At 41.3% G+C, this 25,272-nt stretch carries 23 protein-coding genes; 11 read left to right on the forward strand and 12 right to left on the reverse strand.

The features are described from left to right. Nucleotides 1–32: 32 nt before the first annotated feature. Nucleotides 33–593: a hypothetical protein gene (locus tag CDH51_RS02305; RefSeq protein ID WP_100627063.1), complete on the reverse strand. Its 561-nt coding sequence runs from the start codon at nt 591–593 to the stop codon at nt 33–35. 77 nt (nt 594–670) lie between these two features. On the opposite strand from CDH51_RS02305, the gene CDH51_RS02310 reads away from it, so the two are divergent. Next, nucleotides 671–1,117: an AlbA family DNA-binding domain-containing protein gene (locus CDH51_RS02310; RefSeq protein WP_100627064.1), complete on the forward strand. Its 447-nt coding sequence runs from the start codon at nt 671–673 to the stop codon at nt 1,115–1,117. Here CDH51_RS02310 and CDH51_RS02315 read toward each other — a convergent pair. After that, the gene (locus CDH51_RS02315; RefSeq protein ID WP_026945735.1) at nt 1,106–1,471 is read right to left on the reverse strand and encodes a phage holin family protein; all 366 of its coding nucleotides are present in this window, start codon (nt 1,469–1,471) and stop codon (nt 1,106–1,108) included. The genes CDH51_RS02310 and CDH51_RS02315 overlap by 12 nt on opposite strands. Before the next feature lie 124 nt (nt 1,472–1,595). Between CDH51_RS02315 and CDH51_RS02320 the strand changes: the two genes are divergently transcribed. Continuing rightward, entirely contained in the window at nt 1,596–2,345 is a 750-nt protein-coding gene (locus tag CDH51_RS02320; RefSeq protein ID WP_100627065.1) for an acyl-CoA desaturase, read from the forward strand. 162 nt (nt 2,346–2,507) lie between these two features. After that, nucleotides 2,508–2,837, forward strand: coding sequence for a BlaI/MecI/CopY family transcriptional regulator (locus CDH51_RS02325; protein WP_024282341.1), 330 nt, complete (start codon nt 2,508–2,510; stop codon nt 2,835–2,837). Between the two features lie 69 nt (nt 2,838–2,906). On the opposite strand, the gene CDH51_RS02330 is transcribed toward CDH51_RS02325, so the two are convergent. Then, nucleotides 2,907–6,137, reverse strand: a complete 3,231-nt coding sequence (locus CDH51_RS02330; RefSeq protein ID WP_100627066.1) for a S41 family peptidase — start codon at nt 6,135–6,137, stop codon at nt 2,907–2,909. A gap of 154 nt (nt 6,138–6,291) precedes the next feature. Here CDH51_RS02330 and tyrS point away from each other — a divergent pair, with 154 nt between their 5' ends. Both tyrS and CDH51_RS02340 read left to right on the forward strand, forming a co-directional pair. Next, the gene (tyrS, locus tag CDH51_RS02335) at nt 6,292–7,587 is read left to right on the forward strand and encodes a tyrosine--tRNA ligase (protein WP_100627067.1); all 1,296 of its coding nucleotides are present in this window, start codon (nt 6,292–6,294) and stop codon (nt 7,585–7,587) included. Nucleotides 7,588–7,715: 128 nt separating this feature from the next. Beyond that, entirely contained in the window at nt 7,716–8,411 is a 696-nt protein-coding gene (locus CDH51_RS02340) for a TetR/AcrR family transcriptional regulator (protein ID WP_100627068.1), read from the forward strand. A gap of 91 nt (nt 8,412–8,502) precedes the next feature. Here CDH51_RS02340 and CDH51_RS02345 read toward each other — a convergent pair whose 3' ends face one another. After that, the gene (locus CDH51_RS02345; RefSeq protein WP_100627790.1) at nt 8,503–9,996 is read right to left on the reverse strand and encodes a peptide MFS transporter; all 1,494 of its coding nucleotides are present in this window, start codon (nt 9,994–9,996) and stop codon (nt 8,503–8,505) included. Nucleotides 9,997–10,340: 344 nt separating this feature from the next. On the opposite strand from CDH51_RS02345, the gene pckA reads away from it, so the two are divergent. Both pckA and CDH51_RS02355 read left to right on the forward strand, forming a co-directional pair. After that, nucleotides 10,341–11,942, forward strand: a complete 1,602-nt coding sequence (gene pckA, locus CDH51_RS02350) for a phosphoenolpyruvate carboxykinase (ATP) (protein ID WP_100627069.1) — start codon at nt 10,341–10,343, stop codon at nt 11,940–11,942. A gap of 127 nt (nt 11,943–12,069) precedes the next feature. Further along, on the forward strand, nt 12,070–12,507 hold the full coding sequence (locus CDH51_RS02355; protein ID WP_100627070.1) for a peptidylprolyl isomerase: 438 nt from the start codon (nt 12,070–12,072) through the stop codon (nt 12,505–12,507). A gap of 13 nt (nt 12,508–12,520) precedes the next feature. Here the strand turns inward: CDH51_RS02355 and CDH51_RS02360 are convergent, their stop codons facing one another. Further along, a complete protein-coding gene (locus CDH51_RS02360) occupies nt 12,521–14,092 on the reverse strand; it encodes a hypothetical protein (protein WP_100627071.1) in 1,572 nt (523 codons plus the stop codon). 76 nt (nt 14,093–14,168) lie between these two features. On the opposite strand from CDH51_RS02360, the gene CDH51_RS02365 reads away from it, so the two are divergent. Further along, entirely contained in the window at nt 14,169–14,792 is a 624-nt protein-coding gene (locus tag CDH51_RS02365) for a hypothetical protein (RefSeq protein WP_100627072.1), read from the forward strand. On the opposite strand, the gene CDH51_RS02370 is transcribed toward CDH51_RS02365, so the two are convergent. From CDH51_RS02370 to CDH51_RS02385, 4 genes are all read right to left on the reverse strand, one after another. Then, nucleotides 14,789–15,490: a TrmH family RNA methyltransferase gene (locus CDH51_RS02370; protein WP_100627073.1), complete on the reverse strand. Its 702-nt coding sequence runs from the start codon at nt 15,488–15,490 to the stop codon at nt 14,789–14,791. The genes CDH51_RS02365 and CDH51_RS02370 overlap by 4 nt on opposite strands. 13 nt (nt 15,491–15,503) lie before the next feature. Next, a complete protein-coding gene (locus CDH51_RS02375; protein WP_100627074.1) occupies nt 15,504–18,119 on the reverse strand; it encodes a DNA gyrase/topoisomerase IV subunit A in 2,616 nt (871 codons plus the stop codon). A 134-nt stretch (nt 18,120–18,253) separates the two neighbouring features. Beyond that, nucleotides 18,254–20,152 (reverse strand): DNA topoisomerase IV subunit B, encoded by a 1,899-nt coding sequence (locus tag CDH51_RS02380; RefSeq protein WP_026945748.1) that lies wholly within the window; start codon nt 20,150–20,152, stop codon nt 18,254–18,256. Nucleotides 20,153–20,160: 8 nt separating this feature from the next. After that, on the reverse strand, nt 20,161–20,649 hold the full coding sequence (locus tag CDH51_RS02385; protein WP_100627075.1) for a DNA topoisomerase IV: 489 nt from the start codon (nt 20,647–20,649) through the stop codon (nt 20,161–20,163). A gap of 242 nt (nt 20,650–20,891) precedes the next feature. On the opposite strand from CDH51_RS02385, the gene CDH51_RS02390 reads away from it, so the two are divergent. Then, on the forward strand, nt 20,892–21,290 hold the full coding sequence (locus tag CDH51_RS02390) for a hypothetical protein (protein WP_100627076.1): 399 nt from the start codon (nt 20,892–20,894) through the stop codon (nt 21,288–21,290). Here the strand turns inward: CDH51_RS02390 and CDH51_RS02395 are convergent. The 3 genes from CDH51_RS02395 to CDH51_RS02405 are packed head-to-tail and all read right to left on the reverse strand — an operon-like array spanning nt 21,271 to nt 23,576. Continuing rightward, nucleotides 21,271–22,203, reverse strand: a complete 933-nt coding sequence (locus tag CDH51_RS02395; RefSeq protein ID WP_100627077.1) for an ROK family protein — start codon at nt 22,201–22,203, stop codon at nt 21,271–21,273. The genes CDH51_RS02390 and CDH51_RS02395 overlap by 20 nt on opposite strands. Before the next feature lie 45 nt (nt 22,204–22,248). After that, complete coding sequence (locus tag CDH51_RS02400) at nt 22,249–22,740, reverse strand: YkgJ family cysteine cluster protein (RefSeq protein ID WP_317045919.1); 492 nt, start codon at nt 22,738–22,740, stop codon at nt 22,249–22,251. Beyond that, on the reverse strand, nt 22,737–23,576 hold the full coding sequence (locus tag CDH51_RS02405) for a CvfB family protein (protein ID WP_100627079.1): 840 nt from the start codon (nt 23,574–23,576) through the stop codon (nt 22,737–22,739). The genes CDH51_RS02400 and CDH51_RS02405 overlap by 4 nt, the downstream gene beginning before the upstream one ends. 165 nt (nt 23,577–23,741) lie before the next feature. On the opposite strand from CDH51_RS02405, the gene CDH51_RS02410 reads away from it, so the two are divergent. Further along, nucleotides 23,742–24,632 carry a 3-hydroxybutyryl-CoA dehydrogenase gene (locus CDH51_RS02410; protein ID WP_100627080.1) on the forward strand — a complete coding sequence of 297 codons (891 nt, stop codon included), beginning with the start codon at nt 23,742–23,744 and terminating at the stop codon, nt 24,630–24,632. Between the two features lie 14 nt (nt 24,633–24,646). Next, nucleotides 24,647–25,264 carry a deoxynucleoside kinase gene (locus tag CDH51_RS02415; RefSeq protein WP_100627081.1) on the forward strand — a complete coding sequence of 206 codons (618 nt, stop codon included), beginning with the start codon at nt 24,647–24,649 and terminating at the stop codon, nt 25,262–25,264. The last annotated feature ends 8 nt before the right edge of the window (nt 25,265–25,272 follow it).

Below are 25,272 nucleotides of genomic sequence, written 5' to 3' on the forward strand. Positions count from 1 at the left end.
AAGCGTCCATGCAAAGTGTTTTAATCAATAATTCAGACGTCCTCTTCTTCCGACTGAAAGGAGTAAAGAGTCTCATCCAGTGAAATTGTGTCTTCATTGTATTCGAGAATAAACTTCCGGATAGTAGAATCGTCGATATGTTCAAGGTTAAGGGCTGCATCCAATCCGATTCCGAAATCATGATTGGTATCAATATCGATGAATTCCTGAACCTTGACAGTTTCTTCTTCTTCGATCTCCATGATCATTTCGGTAATAAACCAACCAATCTCCTCTTCCTCACTGGATAAAGGCAATAAATTTCCATTTTCATCTTCTTCGTAGCGAATTCCGTTGAAATTAGGAAACTTCTTCGCAGCCTCATGTTCGGCCAACTCATAGACCTCACTGGCATGATGAAGTCTCAAAGTGTAAAGTGCCGCATCATAGATGACCTCTTTGCCTTCATACATTCCGATAAAGTAAAAATTCACATACTCATCGGAATTTTCGGCATCTTCAACTAGTTGATAGGGTTTGCCAATTCTTTTAAGTTCAGCTTTCAGATTGGCGATTTCTTCTGGTGAAAATCCTGGGTTATTCTGAGGATTCATGTTCAAACAAAATTAGAGTCAAAGCGGAAAGTTAACTTTCTAGATTGAAATAAAAAGAAAATAGAAACATTTTATCGATGGATAAAGCCAAAATTGAAAAGTTTGACGAGGATTCGATGAACTATATTCTAAAATCAAAGGAAAACCAGTCATTTGATAGGAAACAAAAGATCACCTCAAAAAAGAAAATTGCCAAGACCATTGCTGCCTTTGCCAATACAAATGGAGGAGAAATTGTGGTCGGTATCTCTGATCAAAATCAAGTTATCGGGATAGATCCAGAGGAGGAAATCTATATGATCGAATCGGCCAATGAATTGCATTGTCATCCAAAAGCGGAGTTGTCATTCAAAAAGCTAAGCTATGTTGATAATGATCCAAGTCCTTATGAATCAGCTGATAAACTTTTACTTTTGGTCCAAGTAGAAAAAGCTCCCTCGCCAGGAGTCCTTTGGAAGGAAAGTGAAAACTCTGTAGAGAAATTTTACATCAGACAGGGAGACCGAAGCATCTCAATCTCTTGAGTCCATGTTGTTTCCAAATAGTGAATTGATGATACTGAGGACGATCGCAAAAAGCAATGCCCACCAAAATCCATCCACTGAAAATCCTGGAATGATGTAGTCAGCAATCAGGATTGCAAAGGCATTGATTACCAATAAAAATAATCCTAAAGTGATAATGGTAAGAGGCAAAGTCAAAAGGATCATCAAGGGCTTGATGGTTATATTGATTAGAATCAATAACCCTGCAAGCAAGAAACCTGTTGTCCAAGTATCGATATATACGCCAGGAATAAAAAATTCTGCAATTAGAACCGAAATTCCTCCGATCAGTATTTTCACTAAGAAATTTGGAGCTTTACTTTCTCTGGGCATGGTTTCAAAAGATTGGTTGGGTATAAAAACTAATATCGAAAAATAATTGAGTATTCTGGAAATTCGAATTCAGATATTCAAAATTCATGGGTTATATTTGTTCAGTATTAATTAATAGTTTATTGTGATTATCATTATTTTCTTCCTCCTTCACTGGTATTTCTCTCTATTCTGCCAAAGTTTCTTCCTTCACAGATACGCAGCTCACCAAATGTTCGAAATGAACAAGTTTTGGGAGCGTTTCTTCTACATCTTCACATGGATGTGGCAAGGTAGCTCTTACCTCTCTCCTAGAGCTTATGCGGTGCTTCACAGAATGCACCATGCTTACAGTGATACACCAAAAGATCCTCACTCCCCACATCATACCGAAAACCTTTTCACCATGATGTGGAAAACCAAAAATATCTACAATGAGTATTTTTCTTTCCGACTCAAGCCTGAAGAAAGATTTTCAAAAGATATTCCCGACTGGTTGACCTTTGACAAGTTTGCTGATAACATGGCCGTACGTGTGGCTTGGGGTCTGTTTTATGTATTGATCTACGTACTTTGTATTACAGTCTTTGAACTTCCCGGAACTCATTGGTGGATGTACTTCTTACTGCCAATCCACTTCTTGATGGGACCTGTGCATGGTGCTATTGTAAACTGGAGCGGTCACAAGTATGGTTATTCTAACTTTGACAACAATGATAAGTCAAAAAACAGCCTTTTACTTGATGTTTTGATGCTTGGAGAGCTTTTCCAAAACAATCATCATAAACTACCAAATCGTCCAAACTTTGCAGTGAAGTGGTATGAGTTTGATCCTACCTATCCAATTGTAAAACTATTGCACGCATCGAAGATTATTAAACTTCGAACAGTATAAAAAACGAAAGGGACAAAAATTTGTCCCTTTTTTATTTTTCTGACTTTCAGTACTTTAAATATTTTTCAACTAAATAGTAATACTAATTTTTGTATTTTTCTTGGATTTAAGAAACTAAACGAATAATTTACCTTCGTTTTAAAACTTAACACCAAAAAACTTATGAAACCATTAACCAGAGCGGAAGAGGAGATTATGCAAATCCTCTGGGATATCGAGCGAGGATTCGTGAAAGATATTCTTCTTCCTATGCCAGAGCCAAAGCCGGCTTACAACACTGTATCGACTATCGTCAGAATCCTTGAAAGAAAGGGATTTGTTAGTCACAAATCTTATGGCAAAAGCCATGAGTATTTTCCAATCGTCTCTAAAGACGAGTACCGTACATTTATCATCAAGCGTATGCTTGAGGGATATTTCGACAGTTCTTTTGCAAAACTTACAAAGTTCTTCAAAGGTGAAGAGTCTTTGAACAACAAGAACTATCAATAAGATACGGCGAAATTTTGGGTAAGCATTTAAAAAAGGCTGTCAGAATTATCTGACAGCCTTTTTCCTTTTTTATTGAACGTCTTTCAAAAGCTCCTCGACCGCTTTCTCCAGTTGCTGATCGATACCTTTGTCAATCTTTCCAGGCATATTTTTCACTTCAAATTGAGGCTTGGTTTCGTTATTTTCTAACCATTCCCCAGCTTGGTTTTTAGATGAAATCGGTACTACTCCCCATCTAACGCCATTTGGTAAACCTTCCCATCCGGCAAAAGAACAAGTCCCCGGGGTAGGCATACCTACTGTTTTACCGATTTCTAAATCAGTATATCCACAGGCGAAACAATGACCATCTGAATAATTGGCTTCATTGAACATGGCCAAGGTGGGCTTAGTCCAGCGAGCAGTAGGCTCATACCCCACTTCCTTTGCCTCGGTCGCATAAGTCAAAAAGCGCTCTCCGGTGAAGAACATCGCTAAATCAGCGACCAAATCACCCCCACCATTGAATCGTGTATCTACAATGACGCCTTCTGTATCATGATACTTACCCATCATTTCCTCATAAACATTTCTGTAAGGACCGTCACTCATTCCAGGAATATGAACATAGCCCAACTTACCACCGCTTAGTTCAGCTACTTCTTCTTGGTTCTTCTTGACCCATCGTCTATAAAGCAAGCCATTTTCCTCACGAAGTGATATCGGCTTGATAGTGAGTTGCTGTGCATTTTGTCCATTGGCATCGGTCAATTCAATCAAGGTGAACTTATCAGCTTTGCGGTTGAGTAGCTTCGCAAAATCCATATTAGCTGAAATAGCAATCCCATCAATAGATCGAATGATCATTCCGGCACTCACATTCAGATTGGCTTTGTCCAAAGGACCTCCTGGTATAACCTCTGTGATTTTAATACCATCTCCTTCAAAACCATAATCCCAAAACACTCCCAATGAAGCTGTCTGATCAGGCATGGAAATACTTCTTGAATATCTTGCTCCTGCATGAGAGACATTGAGCTCACCAAGCATTTCGGATAGCATTTCTGCGAATTCATAGTTATTCCCGATATGTGGTAAATACTTTTGATAATCAATTCTTGCCTTCTCCCAATCCACTCCATGCATATCAGGAGTGTAGAAAATGCCCTGAGTTCGCTGCCATACGTGATCAAAAAGATGATCAAGCTCCGCAGTTCGGTCATAAGTCATCTCACCGCTTATTTTGATCGACTCTCGCTTCATAGAGCTAGGATTGATTTTAGAAATTGAGCCATTGCTAAGCAGGAAAAGGCTTTCTTGATCTTTGTCCCACATAAGGTTACCATAGCTGGCATCCAGCTTCAATTCCTGTTTGGTTTCCTTGGTTCGGATATTGGTCGACCAGAGGTTGTACCCTTTCTCAAATCGAGCTAGGTAATACAGTTTTTCTCCATCCTTGCTCAAAACCGCGTCTCCTAAGCTACTGCTATGGATAGTCAGCCTAGCCTTTCGCTCTTCAATTCCTTCCCAGTCAAAATTGAGCGGACTTATTTCTTTTTTATCCTTGCTCTTATCCTCTTTCTCAGAATCTTTCTTTTCGCCGTCTTTTTTAGCTTTTTCAAGCTCTTTCATGAGTTTAAACTCATCTTCGCTCAGATTGAACTTATCCCAGGCACCTTTGTCAAAGAAAAGGGTGTAAACATCTCGCTCGCTTCTTCCAGACGTAGCATAGCTTCTTAGACCATCTCTATTGGAGAACCAAAGCATTTGCTTTCCACCATTCACCCATACAGCACTTCCATCATCATAGCCATTCTTCGTAAGGTTGCGGAAAGGTTCTTTACCACTAGCATCCAAGAGAACTACCTCACCATTGACCATGGTCGGGTTATAGGAAGCAAGTAGCCATTTACTATCCGGACTCCAGGTGAAGTACTGATCCCCATCACGCATGTGGTAGAGATCATCCGGAGAAAGCAGCATAACTTTTTCCTTTGATGCCAAATCCATGACCATAATAGATCGGCGATCCTCGACATAAGCTAATTTCTTTCCGTCGGGTGAAAGCTTGGGTAAGTAGGCGTCTACTTCCAAGTCCAACATCGGTGATTCCTTAATAAGCGTTGCGGCAAAGAAAAATGGCTCTTCGCTCCGAACTTTTTCAGCTTTAAAAATTTGCCAGCGGCCATCACGTTCACTGGAGTAAAGAATAGACTTTCCATCTGGAGCAAATTCTACAAAACGCTCTTGTTCGGCTGTTTCGGTAATACGCTTGGTCAAGCTTCCGTCCACTGCTGTCACAAATACCTCACCCCTTGCAATGAAAGCAATCTCTTTTCCATCCGGTGAAAGACTCATTTCGCTTACTCCTCCGTTGATAGAAATAAAATTATCAGGATTAGTAATAGCTTGGGTAGCTAAGCTTATTTCAACTTTTTGGGGTGCTTCTCCTGCCTTCAGCGTGTAAAGTTCCCCATCAAAGCTAAAGCTCATCAGCCCATCTTTAGAAATCGTCAGAAAACGAACCGGAAAATCCTTCAAATCAGTTAAAGCCTTTGAATTCGAAGGATCAGAAACCGACATGGAAAAGACATTGAAATCTCCATTCTGCTCACTGAGGTAATAAATTTCTTCTTCATTCGGAGAGAATACGGGATTTCTATCTTCGCCATAAAAAGTAGTCAACATCTGATGCGTGTCTGTATTCGCATCATACATCCAAATATCCCGGGCAATTCCAGACTCATGATGCTTCCTCCATTCATTTTCGCCGCCTTTTTTATCATGATAGATCATTTTTGATCCATCTGCATTACTCTGAACATACTCAGCAGGGATAGTCCAAATTTGATCCACTCTCCCACCCTTCACAGGTACTTGGTAGAGCTCAGGCTGGGAACCAGTAGGATATTGTCTGTGAGACGAGATATCCATTCGCTGTGCCCCAAAGATTACTCCTGAGCCGTCAGCAGTAAAATCAAAAGGCATTTCATCATTTGAATGGAAAGTGAGCCTTGATGCCGGTCCACCGGAGGCACTCATGATGAATATGTCAAAATTACCATAGCGATCTGATGCAAAAGCAAGCTGCTTTCCATCCTTACTCCATACGGCTTTGTAGTCATGCGCTTCGTGGAAAGTGAGTTGTTTGGCTTCACCACCAGCACTTGGAACCAAGTATAAGTCTCCTTTGTAGGTAAATACAATTTGACTACCATCGGGAGAAATAGCTGGATACCTTACCCATCTCGGATCATCTTGAGCCCAAGAGAGCTGACCAATCAATAATGCGAAAAGAACTAAACTGAATTTCTTTATCATGAATTTGAATTTTTGAGGCTTGAAAGTAAGAAAAATTGCAATAGCATTGCAGAAAAGATATTTAATCAGAGCTTTTTGAAATTCCTGTGGTAGTTTTCTTTCCTTCCCTTAATTGATCGGCCTATATTTGCGGCTTAATTAGGAAAAGCTGCACATGAATTCATTTATAGAAGAACTACGCTGGAGAGGAATGCTTCAAGACATGACTCCGGAAATCGAAGAACACCTGAATAAAGGAATGGCTTCTGCCTACCTGGGATTTGACCCCACTGCAGATTCACTTCATATCGGGCATTTGGTAGGTGTTATGACGCTTTTACACTTTCAGCGCGCAGGACATAAGCCATTTGCATTGGTCGGAGGTGCTACAGGAATGATCGGCGATCCTTCTTTCAAGTCAGCCGAGCGAAATCTTCTAGACAAGGAGACTTTGGATCACAATGTCAAGTCTATCCAAAATCAGCTGGCTAAATTCCTTGACTTCAGCAGTGGCACTGAAAACAAAGCCGAACTAGTCAATAATTACGACTGGATGTCAAAATTCTCCTTTTTGGAGTTTATCAGGGATGTAGGAAAACACATCACTGTCAACTATATGATGGCAAAGGATAGTGTCAAAAGAAGACTAGAGGACGGAAATGGCCTTTCCTTCACGGAATTTTCTTACCAGCTTATTCAAGGCTATGATTTTTACCATCTCTGGAAAAACAACAATTGCACCGTGCAGCTTGGCGGTTCGGATCAATGGGGAAATATCGTTACCGGTACTGAGCTCATTCGAAGAATGGGTGGAGGACCTGCATATGCATTGACGGTTCCTCTTATCACCAAAGCGGACGGAAGTAAGTTTGGAAAGACTGAAAGCGGTTCGGTATGGTTGGATCCAGAAAAAACATCTCCTTATGCATTCTATCAATTTTGGATGAATGTATCAGATGAAGATGCTTCCAAATACATTCGAATCTTTACCGTCTTGGACCAGAAAACAATAGAAGACCTGGAAAAAGCGCATCAAGAAGCTCCTCACCTTCGATTGCTTCAGCAAGAAATCGCTAAGCAAGTCACTACCATGGTGCATAGTGAAGAAGAATATGAGCTTGCAGTCAAAGCTTCGCAAATACTTTTTGGGAAATCCTCAACGGAAGATTTATCCAAATTAGACGAGAGAACCTTCCTACAGGTATTCGAAGGGGTCCCTCAAGTAGAGATTTCCAAGGCTGAATTTGAACAGCTGGAGTCAAACTTGGATCTTTTTGGAGAAATGACGCAAGGGTTGATCTTTGGCTCGAAGGGTGAAGCCCGCAAACTCATCCAAGGCGGTGGCCTTAGTATCAACAAGGAAAAAATTACCGATCCCAATGGAAAGTTTGAATCGAAGCTTCTGCAGGGAAAATATCTTTTGGTCCAAAAAGGCAAAAAGAATTACTTCATCGTCAAAGTAGAAGCCTGATAGTTTGACAAAAAATGGTCAAAATTAAATTTTGGCCATTTTTTGTCTTTTTCTTTTTAAAGCTCTTCTGTTTTTTGACCCAGGTTTAATAAATTCACTTTTGAATTAAATTTTAGCTCAAGCAATCCATGCCTAAAGAAAAGAATAAAGAAAAACTCATTTTGGATGCGGCCATTCGACTCTTCACTTCCAAGGGTTATCAGGCTACCAGAATGAGTGATATTTCCCAAGAGGTAGGAATGAGCAAAGGCCTCACCTACTTTTATTATAAAAATAAGGAAGACCTTTTCATGGCTTTGACCAAGAAGGCCTTTGATCAGTTTAAAGATGAATTTCGGGAAGTTTATTTGAGCAAAGGAAAAACCGGACTGGAGAAAATCACCGATTTGGTCATCCGAGTGGTAGACTTTGCCGGCAAAAATCAAATCCTCTACGATGCCATTATCAATTTTATGGATTTGGTCAAAAAATACAATCAGGAAGAGAGCAGAAAAGAAATTGATCCGCTAATCCTAGAAAGTCAGCACTTCCAAAAGCTCCTGGAAATCCATCATGAACCAGCCAAATTTGGCGTGATGATGGTCAGTCAGGGAATCAAGGATGGGAGTATCCGACCGGAACTACAGCCTGAGATCACTTTTTACACGATTTGGAGTATGATCATCGGTTTTGAAAAAATGCTCGGTCCGGTAGGATATGATGGAAAAGAAGTAAAAATCAATCCGGAGAGTTTGCAACCTGGATTCCTCAAACTCCTGCAGGATATGCTGAAAGGTACCATACAGGCAAGTAAACCTGCCACAGTTCAAACCAGTTTATTTTAGATAAAAGCCTATAGCAAATTTGCTACAGACTGGAAAAATAAAAAAGGCTATCAGATCGATAACCTTTTTCCATTTATTCCTGTGAGTAACCTTAATGAACGTTACCCATCATTTTTCGAATCATCGGTCTCAGAATGAATAGCAAGGCCGCAGAACCAATCACAGTGTAAACGATCAACATGTACTGATCCGGCATTTGAGCCAAAGCCTCTTCGGTACCACCACTCGCTTCACCTGCAATCAATCCTGCAAAGAGGTTTCCTAGTGAAACTGACAGGAACCAAATTCCCATCATTTGACCTCCATAGCCTTTTGGAGCTAGTTTGGTTACCAAACTCAAACCAACTGGTGAAAGTGCCAGCTCGCCAAATGTGTGAAGCATGTAAGTGAATATCAGCCAGGTAGGTGCTGCTAGCTCACCTGAAGCTGCGATTTTGGCAGCGAAATACATCACAAGGAAGCCCATACCCAACATGAATAAGCCAAGGGTGAATTTCATTGGAGAACTAGGCTCAAGATTTCTTCTTCCCAACCATACCCATAGACCACCAAAGATCGGCGCGAAAATGATAATGAACATGGAATTGATCGATTGGAAATAACCAGTTGGAATCTCAAAACCAAGAACCGAACGATCTGTAAATCGCTCTGCGAAAAGATTTAAGGTAGACCCAGCCTGTTCGAAGCCTGACCAAAACATCGCAGAGAATAAAAATAGAATAGCAATTACCCCGACTTTATTTCTATCAGACTTGTCTAATCCTCCAAAAAGAATCACATAGCCCAGATATGCAAAAGCAACCAAGGCAATGATAGTACCAGATGCCCCGGCAATAGCTACCACATCGATAGGAACGATCCCAGTAAACATAATTCCTATCAGTCCAACCAAGACTATACCTATCCAGGTAACTGCTGATTTCAATTTATTTTGCTTGGCCTGCTCAAAGTCATCTGACACAATAGGCGCATCTCCATATCCTTCTAGAGAGCTACCTGTCAATTTGTATTGAATCAATCCAAGCACCATTCCAAATCCTGCTAAGCCAAAACCAAGGTGCCAATCGTATTCTGCTAAAGTGCTACAAGCAATTGGAGCAATCAGAGCACCAAGATTGATTCCCATGTAAAAGATTGAAAATCCTGCATCTCGCTTTGAGCTTCCTTCTGGATAAAGCTGTCCTACGATCGAACTGATATTAGGCTTTAAAAGTCCAGTACCAAAGACGATCAGAATAAGTCCAAGGAAGAATGAAGTAGTATCGAGTGTACTTAATGCCGTTTTAGAAGCATAATCACCCGATGAAAAGATGCCGGGTAGAGCCATCGTAAAGTGCCCCATGGCAATGATGATACCACCGTACCACACTGATTTTTTTAGACCGAAAAGCCTATCAGCCAGCCATCCTCCCGGCAGTGCCAAAAGATAGACTCCCATAGTATAAAGTCCATAGATGGCTCCTGAAGTTTTGTCATCGAAACCAAGGCCTCCTTCGGTAATAGCTGCCGTCATGAATAAAATCAAGAGGGCCCGCATTCCGTAGTAGCTAAATCGCTCCCACATTTCAGTAAAAAAGAGCGTCATCAGCCCTTTTGGATGGCCAAAAATAGTTGGCCCTTCGAATTCCGGATTATTAGGTGTTTCCAAGGATAATTTCTTTTGGTTGGATAGATTTTTACAATGATAAGAGAATTCTGGACTTCGTTCCAAAAAAAGCTTTCCTCAGAATAATAAATTTCACTTCAAACTATGACAAAAGTCAGCGAACAATTTGCTTTAATACTACATTTTTGAAAGGTCACCAAATAATTTATTGAAAATCTTTCGTAATCGATTGAATGATCAAAAAAAGCAGATTTTTTGATTTTCTATCGGCTATTTTTCTTTAATTTTGACCAAGATATTTTCAGAATATAAACCCAAATTTTATGCAGGATTTAGCGCTGGATGCCCAGACTTCTCCTTTGGATTTTCTAGATCTCCACACGACTGGAAAAATCCACTACAACCTTCCACCTGCCGAACTTGTAGAGCACGCATTGGCAAGGAATGAAGGATCACTCACATCAACCGGTGCCTTGATGGCGGACACGGGAAAATTTACCGGAAGATCTCCCAAAGACCGCTACATCGTCAAGGATGCTAAGACTGCCGACTCGGTCTGGTGGGGAGATATCAATATTCCTTTTGAGGAAGAAAAGTTTGATCAGTTGCTTGAAAAAATGAAGCAATTTCTAGCAGATAAAGATCTTTTTGTAAGAGATGCCTATGCTGGAGCTGATCCAGAGTACCGATTAAATATCCGAGTTGTAAATACTTGGGCATGGCACAATCTCTTCTGCAACAATATGTTTTTGAGACCGAGTGCTGAAGAATTAGAAAACTTTGAAAATGACTTTACGATCATCTGTGCTCCAGGCTTTCAAGCGGACCCAGAGGTGGATGGTACCAAAAGCTCCAATTTTGCGATTTTGAATCTAAGCAAACGGATGATTTTAATTGGAGGGACAGGATATGCCGGAGAAATGAAAAAAGGCATTTTCTCGGTCTTAAATTATCTCCTACCTCATGAGCATCAGACGCTCTCTATGCACTGCTCTGCCAATGTGGGAAAAGACGATGACACGGCTATTTTCTTTGGCCTTTCTGGAACAGGGAAGACCACCCTATCTGCAGATCCAAATCGATCTCTGATTGGTGATGATGAGCACGGATGGACTGAGAATGGCGTTTTCAATTTTGAAGGTGGCTGTTACGCTAAAGTCATTGACTTGACTAGGGAAAAAGAGCCTGAGATTTGGGATGCGATCAAATTCGGCTCCATTGTAGAAAACACCCGTTTTAAGGCAGGCTCAAGAGAAGTGGATTTTACAAATAAGTCTGTTACTGAAAATACCCGTACGGCTTATCCCATCAATTTTATTCCAAATGCAAAGGAGCCGTCTATAGCTCCTGTTCCGAAGAATATCTTTTTCTTGACTGCAGATGCCTTTGGAGTGATTCCTCCTATTTCCAGATTGAACAAAAGTCAGGCGATGTATCATTTTATTTCAGGATACACGGCAAAGGTAGCGGGAACCGAAATGGGTATTACAGAGCCAAAATTGACCTTTTCTGCTTGTTTTGGAGCGGCATTCTTACCGTTACACCCCACAGCTTATGCTACGCTATTTGGCGAGAAAATGGAAAAGTACCAGACTAATGTTTGGCTAATCAACACTGGCTGGACTGGAGGCCCTTATGGAGTTGGCTCTAGGATGAAGCTAAGTTACACACGTGCGATGATCACTGCAGCATTGGAAGGAAAGCTTGATTCAGTGGAATTTAAGTCCCATCGATATTTTGGATTTGATGTTCCACAAACTTGCCCAGAAGTTCCTAGTGAAGTCCTCAATCCGCGGAAAACTTGGAAAAACCCTGAGGATTATGATCTCCAAGCTTCAAAGCTAGCCAAGTCCTTTATCGAAAATTTCAAACAGTTTGAAGACTATGCCTCCGAAGATATTCTCAAAGGGGCTCCAAACTTCTAAAACATTCAATAACCCAAATGTGACCGAAGCCCGCATCATTTTGAGCGGGCTTTTTCTATAGATTATTAATTTTTATGCTACGAATTAATATTCTCCGTTTATTTTTATGCCATTAATTATTAGAAAAATGAAAACAGCAGAGATTATTACGGAGAAAGGAACCATGAAAGTGGAATTTTTCGAGAAGGATGCCCCTAACACTGTCAAAAATTTTGTGGATTTATCCGAAAAAGGATTCTACGATGGACTTACTTTCCATCGGGTAATTCCCAATTTTGTGATCCAGGGAGGTTGTCCTGAAGGTACAGGAAGAGGAGGACCAGGCTATCACATTGATTGCGAATTGACTGGAGATAATCAATATCATGACAGAGGAGTGCTCTCGATGGCCCATGCTGGAAGAAATACAGGTGGTTCCCAGTTTTTCATTTGTCATAGTCGAGACAATACCTCACATCTAGATCGAAATCACACCTGCTTTGGAAAAGTAACAGAAGGCTTGGATGTCATCGATGATATTCGGGCAGGCGATAAAATCGAAAAAATCATTATCCACCAAGATTAACTCTAAATCCCCATCACTGGGGATTTTTTTTATAAAAATCCTGCAACAAGGACTTCAACTCCTGATGAAGGATAGGGGATGTTTCAGGACCAACTGAATTAATCTCACCATACGGACGATCTTCATAATCATAGGTATATGGAGGCTCCACATCCCACTGGCTTTTGGGCACGATATAACCAATCATATCATTGGAAATCCCGCCGAAAAACTTGAATTGACCAGAAGTCAGGGTGTTAATCGCAGGCACCTCTAAAGGTTCTATCCCAAAGTCAGCCCCTTCGGGAGATTCTATTCCTCCATGAAGAATCTCCGGATACAGTTCTCCCGGGACATGTAAAAAGCTTGCCGGTCCTAATTCCCAAATGGCGATTTCAGATCGAATTTTTTTCCAACTGACAAATCCTCTATCAAAAATTCCGATGACCGCCGCTAATTGAAAAAGCTTATTATCCAGTGGAAGTGCAAAGCTTTTAGCTTTCAGTCTCAAATTCACCTTGGAGAAAGTATTCAAGCTCGTATCAGATAGAGTTTCTAAGGTAATTTGAGTTAGAATATCTCCCTGTGCTTTCATTTTTTCGGGACTTGGCTCCAAAAACTCTTCTCCAGAAATCGGATCTTGAATGGCCATACTAGGATGAGTAGTCATCAGGCCTCCCACGGCTCCATTTAGGAAGATCGCTACGCCGCCAAGCCCATCAATACTCATGGAATCAGAAAGAGAAATCCCATTTTCCACTCCATCTCTCCAAGTACTTGGGAAATCTGAACTTATTTGAATATTCTTAGACCAAAGTGTCTCGGGATGATTTCCCCAATTCATTAAGGTGCCAAGAGTTTTGCCAGTCTCCCTATCCAAAACTTGCATCAGGCGAAGACTCGCATCCAAAATCACAGGTGGCCGCGTATCCCCTACCAAAGGCTTGAGCCGTTCAGTTTCCTCTGCAAACTTAAATTCTGCAGGGCGTAAGGAATTGTAAGCCTCTTCCACGCTTTTTACTATTCCTCTTTGCACCTGATCCAGGTAATCCGGATTGACTCCCCGTTTGAAGCTGGAGGGTCCCCACATTCCCATCAGGTCTGGAGAAGAATGAACATGCGTACTGGCAATAATCACATAATCTACCTCAGGAATTTGCGCTTCGATTAGTTTTCTCGTGCTGATAATCTCATCATTTCCAAAGCCAATCATATCTATCACACACAAGGCCATTTTGACATTTCCGGCATCCAGCACCATCGTTCTGGCCCACAAAGAGTCGAGTACTCCCTGTGCTGGTCGATTATTTTGAAAACCTGCTAACCAAATAGCATCAAACTCACCATTTTGATTTTGATCCTCAAAAGTATCTCCATCCTCAGGATTGTATTGAGCATCTCCATTCGCATCAGTCCAGGTTTCAAAGAAGGTCGGTGTAATAGACACCTTAGAAAAGCCTGCAAGTAGTTCATTTTGCTCTCCTTCCAATTCCAAATCCACCCAATAATCAGGATGTCGGTCTTTTGTCTGAATAAAAACCCAAATAATACAGGAGATGAAAGCCAAGGCCAGGATGAGACCGATGATTTTTAAAGTCTTCTTCATAAACCAAGATTTTGTCAGTGAGATGAATAAAGTAGCTCGGTTCTAAGTTGGAATAAAATTTGGAACAGAGGATGATATGCAGACAAATTACATTAAAAAAGCAGCATTATTTCTATTTTTCGCAGCGATAATCAGCCTTCCGTCTTCCGTGAAAGCTCAACGATATGGTACCGCACTAGGCCTTCGTGTAGGAAATTCAGATCTGAACCGTACAGTAGGACTTACGCTTGAGCAACGAATCCAAAAGCGTATTTCAGCAGAATTGATTCTTCAGTCTGACTTCTCGAGAAACACCACCTTTTCTGCTTTGGCAAAACTCCATAGCCCCATTATTTCAAAGAGATTCAATTACTATTTGGGTGCAGGACCAGCCTTCGGAAATGAGGAAAGCTTTCGAAAAATACCTGAAACACGGCAGATCATGCACACATACGGAAACTCAACTTTTGGACTTGATATGATTGCAGGATTGGAATTGACCGTATCGAATGCAGTGATTTCAATTGATTACAAACCAAACATCAATATTGCCGGGCGGGAAGAGTTTTTTAGAGGTCAAGTCGGGATATCAGCCAGAACCGTATTGGTGAAAAGTAAGGAGCAAAAAAGGCGAGCCAAACGACGTCAAAAAGCCAAGAAGGCAAATAGCTCCGAAAAAGAAAGCTTTTGGGAAAAATTGAAGATTGGACCGGCTTACTAATTTCCTTTCAAATTCTCCAAATACATTTTCTCATGAAGATCTGATCGCTTCACAATACTGCGATACCACTTTAGCCTAAGCAAGTTTTTCTCATCCTCCATTAGGTGAAAATCCGGAATATCAAGTTTCTGAGTTTTCTGAATCAGATCGAAAAGAAAAATGGACGCTGAAACAGATATATTGAAGCTTTCTGTAAAGCCTAACATGGGAATATGAACCAATCCATCTACTTTCCCTTGAACTTCTGGAGAGATTCCTTCATGCTCATTTCCAAAAACCAAAGCAATTTTCTCATCGGCCTTTAATTCCGAAATCGGAATTGAATTTGCATTAGGGCTTGTACCAAGGATCTTATAACCCTGACCCCGAAGTTGATCAAAACACATGTCCACCGAAGAGCCTTCAGGATTATAATATTTATGCAAATCCACCCACTGAGATGCCCCTCTGGTTACATACGGATTGATTTTGTAAGCATTGGTCTTCTCAATGACATGCAAATCTTGAATGCCAAAGCAGTCACAGGTTCTAATTACAGCACTGGCATTATGAGGTTTGTAGATATCTTCCAGGACGACGGTAAAATGTCGGGTGCGCTTGGCAAGAACCTCCTCGATTACCTTTTTCTTATGATCAGTAACATACTGTCCCAAGTAATCGAGAAGCCCCTTATCAAAATCCGATTCAATATCACCCATGGCCTTTATTGCATCAAAACAAGCCTAATTGCTCTTCGTCACTATCCTTTTTGGGTGAAAGATCCACCGTGCTTCCAATCTCTATTTCGTCGGAATCTTCATCCTTTCCTTCCTCCTTTGAGGATTGCTTTTCCTCTTTTTTCTGAGCAATTAACTCCAAGCTTTTTATTGGGTAAGAACTCAATTTATTACCCATAGCCTTCCAGCCCTTCACATCAATGATCATATCCAAGTCGTATACTTGTTCTTCTTCTTCCTTTCCTTTTGTGATGATAGCTTTCACTTGAGGCTGTTTTTCGGAAGAGATCAACTTAAGAGCTGAAGAACGATGATCCGTGATGAAATTAAATTTCTTATTCTGCGTAGTTGTTTCAATTTGGAATCGCTTGACGAAATAATTCTTGCTCCCTCCATCGTAATAGACAGCAGATAGGACCTTCTCGGGGTCAAATTTTTCGATCAACAATACATCATTTGGCTCATAGCGATTAGTCAGTTCAAAATTTGTCAACTCATAATCACCTGATTTATAGCAAACTAAAATTCGATCCTCTCCTAAGAAATTACCAATCAAATTACCTCGTTCATCAGTATTCAGACGACCAACAACCGGGTCGTAATAGATATCCAAGCCACCAAGCGTGGAAACCCCTTCCATCTTCAGCTGAACTTTTCGGACTGGATACCTTGTCAAGATATTCCCCCCTGCTCCTCTTCCTTTGATGTCAAGATCAGCAAAATCAAAGTCAAAAACCTTAACCCTAGCCTTGGCCCCCTGAGTCAGATAAACGGTGACGATTTCGGCTTCTCCATTCGGATTGGCTGTCAGATATAAGGTTTTGGATCCTTTTGTCCCCTTGGTCAAATCGTATTCTCGATCTCGGGTGACACCACCGGGTTGGAAGCGCTTAACCATCGCTCTCCCTGAGGCTCCGTCCAAGTAAATCAGGTTAAAGGTGAGTCGATCATCTGTTTTTCGATAGATACCAACATGAAGGATGTCTTTTCCCATGAAGACTTTATCCTGAATTTTGGAAACCATCATTTTCCCGTCCTTGCGGATCACAATGATGTCATCTAAGTCCGAGCAATCGCATACAAATTCTTCTTTTTTTAGACCTGAGCCCACAAATCCATCTTTACGATTGACGTAGAGCTTGGCATTATTTGCAGCTACTACAGTGGCTTGAATGGTATCAAAGGCACGTATTTCAGTCTTCCGCTCCCTTCCTTTTCCATACTTTTCCAGCAATCGCTCATAGTATTTGATCGAGTAGTCTGTAAGGTGTCTTAGGTTGTGATTGACCTCTTTCAATTCATCCTGCAGGCGTTTCATCAACTCATCTGCCTTGAATGAATCGTATTTTGAGATTCGCTTGATCTTGATTTCGGTCAATCGAACCAAGTCTTCTTGGGTGATTTCCCTATAAAAATCAGGCTTGTAAGGATCCAATCCTTTATCAATAGCCTGCAAAACCTCATCCCAAGTAGTACATTCCTCTATGTCTCGATAAATTCTGTTTTCGATGAATATTTTTTCCAAAGAGGAAAAGAGCAACTTCTCCATCAACTCCCCTTTTCGGATTTCTAATTCCTGCTTGAGAAGCTTCTTGGTCTGCTTGGTATTGTATTCCAGGATTTCATTGACTGAAATGAAAACCGGCTTTTCATTGACAATGACACAGGCATTTGGAGAGATGGAAACCTCACAATCCGTGAAAGCATATAATGCATCGATGGTCACATCAGGAGAAACTCCCGAGGCAAGATGAATCTGGATTTCAACATCCTTAGCCGTATTGTCAACGACTTTCTTGATTTTTATCTTTCCTTTATCGTTCGCTTTGAGGATAGAATCAATCAAAGAATCAGTAGTAGTTCCAAATGGTATCTCCTTAATTGCCAAGGTTTTGGAATCCTCCTCTTCAATTCTTGCTCTAACTTTTACTTTCCCTCCTCGAAGGCCCCCATTGTATTCTGAAAAATCTGCCAAACCTCCCGTCAGGAAATCCGGAAGTACGTTAGTGGTATTGCCTTTCAAAATTTCTATCGAACCTTCAATCAGTTCGCAGAAGTTGTGAGGCAAAATCTTGGTAGATAGACCCACAGCAATTCCTTCCACCCCTTGAGCTAGAAGCAATGGGAATTTAACAGGCAAAGTAACCGGCTCTCGCTTTCTTCCATCATAGGACAATTGCCAATCCGTAGTCTGTGGATTAAAGACTACTTCAAGAGCAAACTTGGAAAGTCTGGCCTCAATATATCTGGCGGCTGCAGCTGAGTCACCGGTGCGAATGTCTCCCCAGTTACCCTGGGTTTCAATGAGTAGGTCCTTTTGTCCCAAATTGACAATGGCATCACCAATCGAAGCATCACCGTGTGGGTGATATTGCATGGATTGACCAATGATATTGGCGACTTTATTGAAACGCCCATCATCCATTTCCTTCATGGCATGGAGAATTCGGCGCTGAACAGGCTTCAAACCATCTTCAATGGCTGGAACTGCCCGCTCCAGAATTACATAGGAAGCATAGTCCAAAAACCAATCCTTATACATGCCTGTCACAGGCACTGAATTGTGTAGGCTATCGTCCGTCTCTTCTGGTTTATTTGTTTCTTCGCTCATGTATTAATCCACGTTTTTATTTGGAAGGAGTAATTCCCAATTACATTTTTTAGAACTTATTCAGTCGAATAAGGCAAATAGAGTGATTCAAAAGAATTGCCTCTAAATACCTTGACTTAGGTGATTTTGTAAAATCAGGCTGCTTCCTCCTCTTCTACTACTTCATTGTTTTTTGGGTCATCCAATGCCAGATCTTTTTCGATCTTGAGGTTCTTGATGATGAATTTTTGACGATCCGGAGTGTTTTTACCCATGTAAAAGCTTAGAAGATCTGCGATCTTGGTATCCTTCCTTAGAATAATGGGTTCGAGGCGGATATCCTCACCGATAAATGTCCCGAATTCTTCCGGAGAGATTTCTCCCAAACCTTTAAATCGAGTGATTTCTGGCTTATTTCCAAGCTTATGAATGGCTCGCTGCCGCTCTTCATCTGAATAGCAATAGATTGTTTCCTTCTTATTCCTTACCCGGAATAGCGGAGTATCAAGGATGAAAAGGTGTCCATTTTTCACCAAATCAGGGAAAAACTGTAAGAAATAAGTCATGATCAGTAGGCGGATATGCATTCCATCTACATCCGCATCGGTAGCAATTACAATTTTTCGGTACCGAAGCCCCTCAATTCCATCTTCAATATTCAAAGCATGCTGCAGCAGGTTGAACTCCTCATTTTCATACACCACCTTTTTCGTCATGCCATAGCAGTTGAGCGGCTTTCCTCTCAATGAAAAAACCGCCTGCGTCTGGACATCCCTGGATTTGGTAATGGAACCCGAGGCAGAATCCCCCTCTGTAATGAACAGCATGGTGTTGTTCTTCTGATCCTCATTGGCCTTAGGATCATCATAATGAACCCGGCAATCCCGAAGCTTTTTATTGTGAAGATTGGCTTTCTTGGCTCGTTCATTAGCCAATTTTTTAATGCCTGAAATCTCTTTTCGCTCCCGCTCTGATTGTAGGATTCGCTTTAGCAAGGCATCTGCTACCGCTGGGTTTTTGTGGAGATAATTGTCCAGTTCGGTTTTTACGAAGTCATTGACAAATGTTCGAAGAGTTGGCCCATCCGGCCCCACAGACTGTGAACCCAGCTTTGTCTTGGTTTGAGACTCAAATACGGGTTCCTGCACCCGTACGGCTATCGATGCCACGACGCTTTGTCTGATATCGGAAGCATCATAGTCTTTCTTGTAAAATTCCCTAACGGTCTTCACGATAGCTTCTCTAAACGCAGCCAAGTGAGTTCCTCCTTGAGTGGTAAATTGACCGTTGACGAAGGAATAATACTCCTCTCCGTATTGATTAGAGTGGGTCATGGCCATTTCTATGTCATTTCCTTTCAGATGGATAATCGGATACCGAATCGCTTCCTCATCCACCTTATTGGCCAAAAGATCATACAATCCCTTGTCAGAAAAGTACTTCTTTCCATTGAAATTAATGGTCAGACCTGCATTCAGGTAGGCATAATTCCAAATTTGATTTTCAAGGTATTCCGGGATGAAATGATAATTTTTGAAGACTGTAGGATCTGGAGAGAAAATGATTTTTGTACCATTTCGGTCTGAGGATTTCTCCACTTTTCGGTCTTCTTTGAGTACACCCTTTTCAAATTCGGCAACCTTCGTCTCTCCATCTCTGTAGGATTGAACTTTAAAGTACTCGGAAAGTGCATTGACAGCTTTGGTACCGACTCCATTCAAACCCACCGATTTTTGAAAGGCCCCTGAGTCATACTTTCCACCAGTATTGATTTTTGACACACAGTCAATGACCTTCCCTAGCGGAATTCCGCGACCGTAGTCTCTGACCTCTACTTTATGCTCAGAAATTTTGACATCGATCGTTCGCCCATATCCCATCATGTGCTCATCGATAGAGTTGTCCAAAACCTCCTTGACCAACACGTAAATCCCATCATCTTGGGCACTTCCATCCCCCAATTTACCGATATACATACCCGGTCGCAATCGGATATGCTCTCTCCAATCAAGGGATTTGATACTATCTTCGTTGTATTTTACTTGGTCTGCCATAGTATATTTTAGTACTCTGAAGGGTTTTGAAGTTTTTTGGTTTTACCCACAAAAAGCAAAAAGAGTGCAATTATCCAGACAAGGAGTAATGCAGGTATAAGGTAAAAGAAAACGCTGAATTGATCTGCCGTAATCTCTTGCTGATTATTGATAGAATGGGTATAAAACACCATCATTCCTAAGCTGAGATTCAACACTCCACCAAAGGAATAGAACCAGGTAAGCAAGTAATCCCGAAAAGGGTCACCAATTGGGAAGAGACGATGAAGTTTTTTCCATGATTTGGTTTCCAGGAGTTTTGGTGGCAAAAGCGAAATCAGGTTGAAAATCACAAAGAGACTAATCATCCCATAGAAATAAGTGCCTTTTGGCCATCGGTCTTCTGCGTCAAGCTGAAAATAGACTTGCTCAGGTAAAGCGGAATAGAAATAAAGCAGGAAAAAGAGGAATATAACGATACTGAAGTAATAGAATGCCTTTCCGAATCTATAATACATGTGAAGCGATTTTAAGCTGCTAATATAAAGTATTTGCCCAAACCGACGTCTTATTACATCGGGCAAAAGGGTGACAAAAACTGTCATAGCTTTCCAAAAGTTTGAAATTCAGTTTAATCGATAAAAATCCAGAGAGAAAACAATTTCGTCTGACATCGATTCTCTATCCAAAAATAGCTTCAATCCAAATAAATCTAATTTTAAGACCTTCCACAGGGAATAAGCCCTTACCTTTGCATTCCATGAACACACGCCTTTTATCACCCATCGTTTTTGCCCTGATATTTTCTTTGAGCTTAGCATCTTGCAGCCAAAAATTAGATACCGAGGGACTCAATATCGAGAATTGGAAAGCAGATCGATATGGCTGTAAAGGCCTTCGAATGCAAGACATGCAGGAATTAGAGCGAATTAAAAACAACTTCCTAGGAGCAAGTAATCAAGCCTTGATTAAGACCTTTGGAAGACCGGATCGCGTTGAGCTTGTCGATAAAAGTCAAAGCTTTTTCTTTTATTTTCTGGAGCCTAGTCCTGAAAACTGTGAAGGCGTAGAAAGCGAAAAAGAACCCCTAAAGGTTCTTTTCCGAATGAATGCAATATCTAAGGTCTCTGAAGTAACGATCACAGACCTGAACCCATAAAGCAAAGGGCTGCAGCTCCCAAGGTACCGGCATTGTTTTCTAGTGTAGCTTTTTTGAGCTTCAAATCTTTATTATAGTACTGTGTCAGATATTGACGAATGGTACGCTCCAAGGCTGGCATCATAAACTCCAAACCAGCAGAAATTCCCCCTCCAAAGTAAACTTCGGCGACATCTAAAATCCGTATGGTAGATACGATGGATTGACCTAGAATCTCTCCTACTTCTTCGAAAACCATCAGAGAAACTTCATTTCCCTCGCGTGCAGTATCTACCAATAAATGTGAACCTAAGGTAGCTCCCTTAAGCCTTCCTGCCTTTTCGGGGAATGCATCTATCATTCGAGCCAAAATATCAAGAATACCTTGTCTTCCGATCAATGTTTCTAGACGAGCATTTCCTTTGGAAAGCATATGACCCATTTCGAGAGCATTTCCTCTTGACCCTTTAAAAACCTCACCATCAATTACATAAGCACTTCCAATTCCAGTACCCATTGTAATGAACAGGAAGTTGTCAGATGGATCATCTTTGCCAAAATAGAACTCTCCGATAGCGGCGGCAGCGGCATCATTTTCTAGAAAAAATTCTTTGTCCGGATACTTCGCTTCAAGGCTTTCTTTGAGTTTGAATTGATTCAGGGCCGGGATAGCCGGAATCTCCAAAGGAGTAGTCCGATCTTTTGAAATTAATCCTGGAAGACCAATACCCACTTTTTCTACCTGCGGATATTTTCGAAAATATTTCCCCAATCCTTCTGTAAATGCTTCTCCAAATCCATTAGGATGTTCTCTGAATGGATGCGTTTCTTCTTTATCAAAATCAAGGATTTCACCACTCTTATTTACCAATCCGATTTTAAGATGGGTTCCTCCCACGTCCACTCCCAAAAAGTGTGTTTCTGTTGTAGCCATTGAGTTATTTATAGGTTTGATTGTCAAAAAAGCCAAAATTTCGGCTTACTTCCTATACTCTTTCTCTATCTGGCGGAAAATTTTATGTACCGCCGGACAGATGAGTGTGTTTTTCAGACTCAAGTTAAGAATCCCTGCCATATTTTTTCGATTGGTATGCGGATATTCCCTGCACGCCTTCGGTCTGTCCTCGTAAACTAGGCACTTATTGTCTACTCCCAAAAATGGACAAGGTGAGGAACGAAGCACAAAATCGCCTTCGTCGTCACGCTGAAGGTATTCATCGATAAATTGACTTGGCTTCATCCGGAAAACTTTGGCGATGCGATCAATATCTGTCTGAAGAAAAATCGGACTGGTAGTCTTACAGCAATTAGCGCAATCCAAACAGTCGATTTCTTGAAAAACCTCCTCATGATTTTCCGCAAAGCGCAAATCCAAATCCTTGGGCTTTAGCCTTCTGAGCCGGTCTTTCAGCTTTTTGTTGGTGGGAAAATCAGATTGACTTTCCTGTCGAAAAGTCTCAAGGTCTATCACTGCTTCGAATCGTTTAGCTTGATACCATCCTCTAGGATTACAATTTCCTTGGCCTTGTAAAGCTGTCCGATACATTGTTTGAAATGCTTTTTGCTCATGCCGAGCACTTCTTTGATCTCCTCTGGATCAGATTTGTCATGAAGTGGCAAAAATTCCTTTTCTCTCAACACATAAAGGATCTTCTCGGCTCCTTCCTCATATTTGGCCCTGCCAATAGGCTGAAGCTGTAGGTCAATTTTACCATCATCTCGCTGTTTCTTTACAAAAAGTCGACGGCGCTCGCCAAGCCTTAAGGGTTGAAAAACCTCATTTCCAAAGATTAGGCCCTCATATCTGCCTTCGAGCAAAACCTTATAGCCTAAATCTGTTTTTTCAAAAATCAATCCCGATACCTCTTGACCAGGTTCGTAATCCTTGGGTGCGGGATAAATAAAATCCCGGTATTTACTACTGCCTATCAATCTATTGGTACGATAGTCTGCACAAACCCGAATGAGATATTTCTCACCCTGATGCATGTTTTTCCCCATTTCAGCCTTGGGCACAAAAAGATCCTTTGGCAAGCCCCAATCTACGAAGGCCCCAAAGGAGGTTAATTCCTTCACCTCCATCACTGCCCACTCATCCAAACAGGCCTTGGGAACGTCGGTGACTGCGACTGGCCTATCTTCACTATCCGTGTAAATAAAAACTGACAAGACATCCCCTTCTCGCTCATTACCAGTTAGATAACGATTAGGAATCAAAACTTCCTCGCCGGATTCGGTGGCTACATAGGCACCTGAATCGGTGAATCTATTGATGGGTAATAAACTGATTTTTCCAAGTTCATTCATGCCTCAAAGGTACGAGATAAATTAGAGACAAGAACTTAAAACCTGACAAACAAAGTCAGATAAGCGAAGGTTAAAAATTGGAAAAGCTCCAATTCAGCGGTAGCTTTGAACCCTCGATTCGAAAAGAATTAAACCCAAATTAACGTAAACTAACATCTAATATTTATGCAAAACATAACTGTGATCGGTTCTGGTACCATGGGAAATGGCATCGCCCATGTTTTTGCCCAGCAGGGCTTTCAGGTTTCTTTAGTAGATCTGAAAGAGGATTTTTTACAAAAAGCAGTATCCACGATCAGTAAAAATATGGATCGTCAGGTGGCAAAAGGAAAACTCAGCGAAGAAGACAAAACTGCTGCGCTTTCCAGAATTAGCACCTTCACAGACTTGAAGTCAGGAGTGTCTTCGGCAGATTTGGTCATTGAGGCAGCTACCGAAAACTTAAGCATCAAGCTTGACCTATTTAGACAGCTGGACGAGTTGACTCCGAAGTCAGCAATTTTGGCTACCAATACCTCCTCTATCTCTATCACCAAAATCGCAGCTGTCACCCAGCGGGCTGGTCAAGTGATCGGAATGCACTTTATGAATCCAGTGCCTGTGATGAAACTCGTTGAGGTAATCAGAGGCTATGCTACTTCGGATGAGGTTACGAACGACATCATGGAGCTTTCCAAAAAACTGGGGAAAGTACCCGTAGAGGTGAATGATTATCCAGGCTTTGTAGCCAACCGTATTTTGATGCCTATGATCAATGAGGCCATTTATTCCCTATACGAAGGGGTAGCTGGAGTGGAAGAGATCGATACGGTCATGAAATTGGGAATGGCGCATCCTATGGGACCATTGCAATTAGCGGACTTTATTGGCTTGGATGTTTGTCTTTCTATCCTGAAAGTACTTCATGATGGTTTTGGCAATCCTAAATATGCACCTTGCCCGCTTTTGATCAATATGGTAGAGGCTGGATACAAGGGCGTCAAGTCAGGAGAAGGATTCTATCAGTACACAGCCGGAAGCAAAGATTTGGTTGTAGCATCAAGATTTAGCAAGTAATTTCTATTAAAAATATGCATTTAGCAGTATCCGGAAATATCGGTAGCGGGAAGACTACGCTCACAGAAAAGCTGGCCAAACACTACGGTTGGAAGGCTGAGTTCGAAGCGGTCGACAATAACCCATACCTTGCTGACTTCTATGAAGACATGAAGCGTTGGGCATTTCATCTTCAGGTTTATTTTTTGAATTCCCGTTACAATCAGATCAGAAAGATCCAGGACAATAATGAGAATACCATCCAAGATCGGACGATCTACGAGGATGCCTACATATTTGCAGCGAATCTGTATAAAAGCAATTTACTGACGGAACGGGATTACTGGAACTACAGAAGTTTGTTTGACTCCATGATTCAGCATGTGAAAGCTCCGGACTTGCTTATCTACCTCAAGGCTGACATCCCAAAACTGGTAGGCCAAATCGAAAAGCGGGGAAGAACTTATGAGACAGCCATGCGAATCGATTACCTCAAAAACCTCAATCAGCATTACGAAGATTGGATAGAAAACTATCAGGAAGGAAAACTGCTGATTATTGATGTGAATAATTTAGACTTTGTAGAGCGGTCAGAGGACTTTTCCTTTATCGTCGAAAAAATAGAAAGGGAGATGTTTGGGCTATTTGCCTAAGTAGGGCC

This window comes from Algoriphagus formosus (assembly GCF_002807035.1).
GTDB classification, from domain to species: domain Bacteria; phylum Bacteroidota; class Bacteroidia; order Cytophagales; family Cyclobacteriaceae; genus Algoriphagus; species Algoriphagus formosus.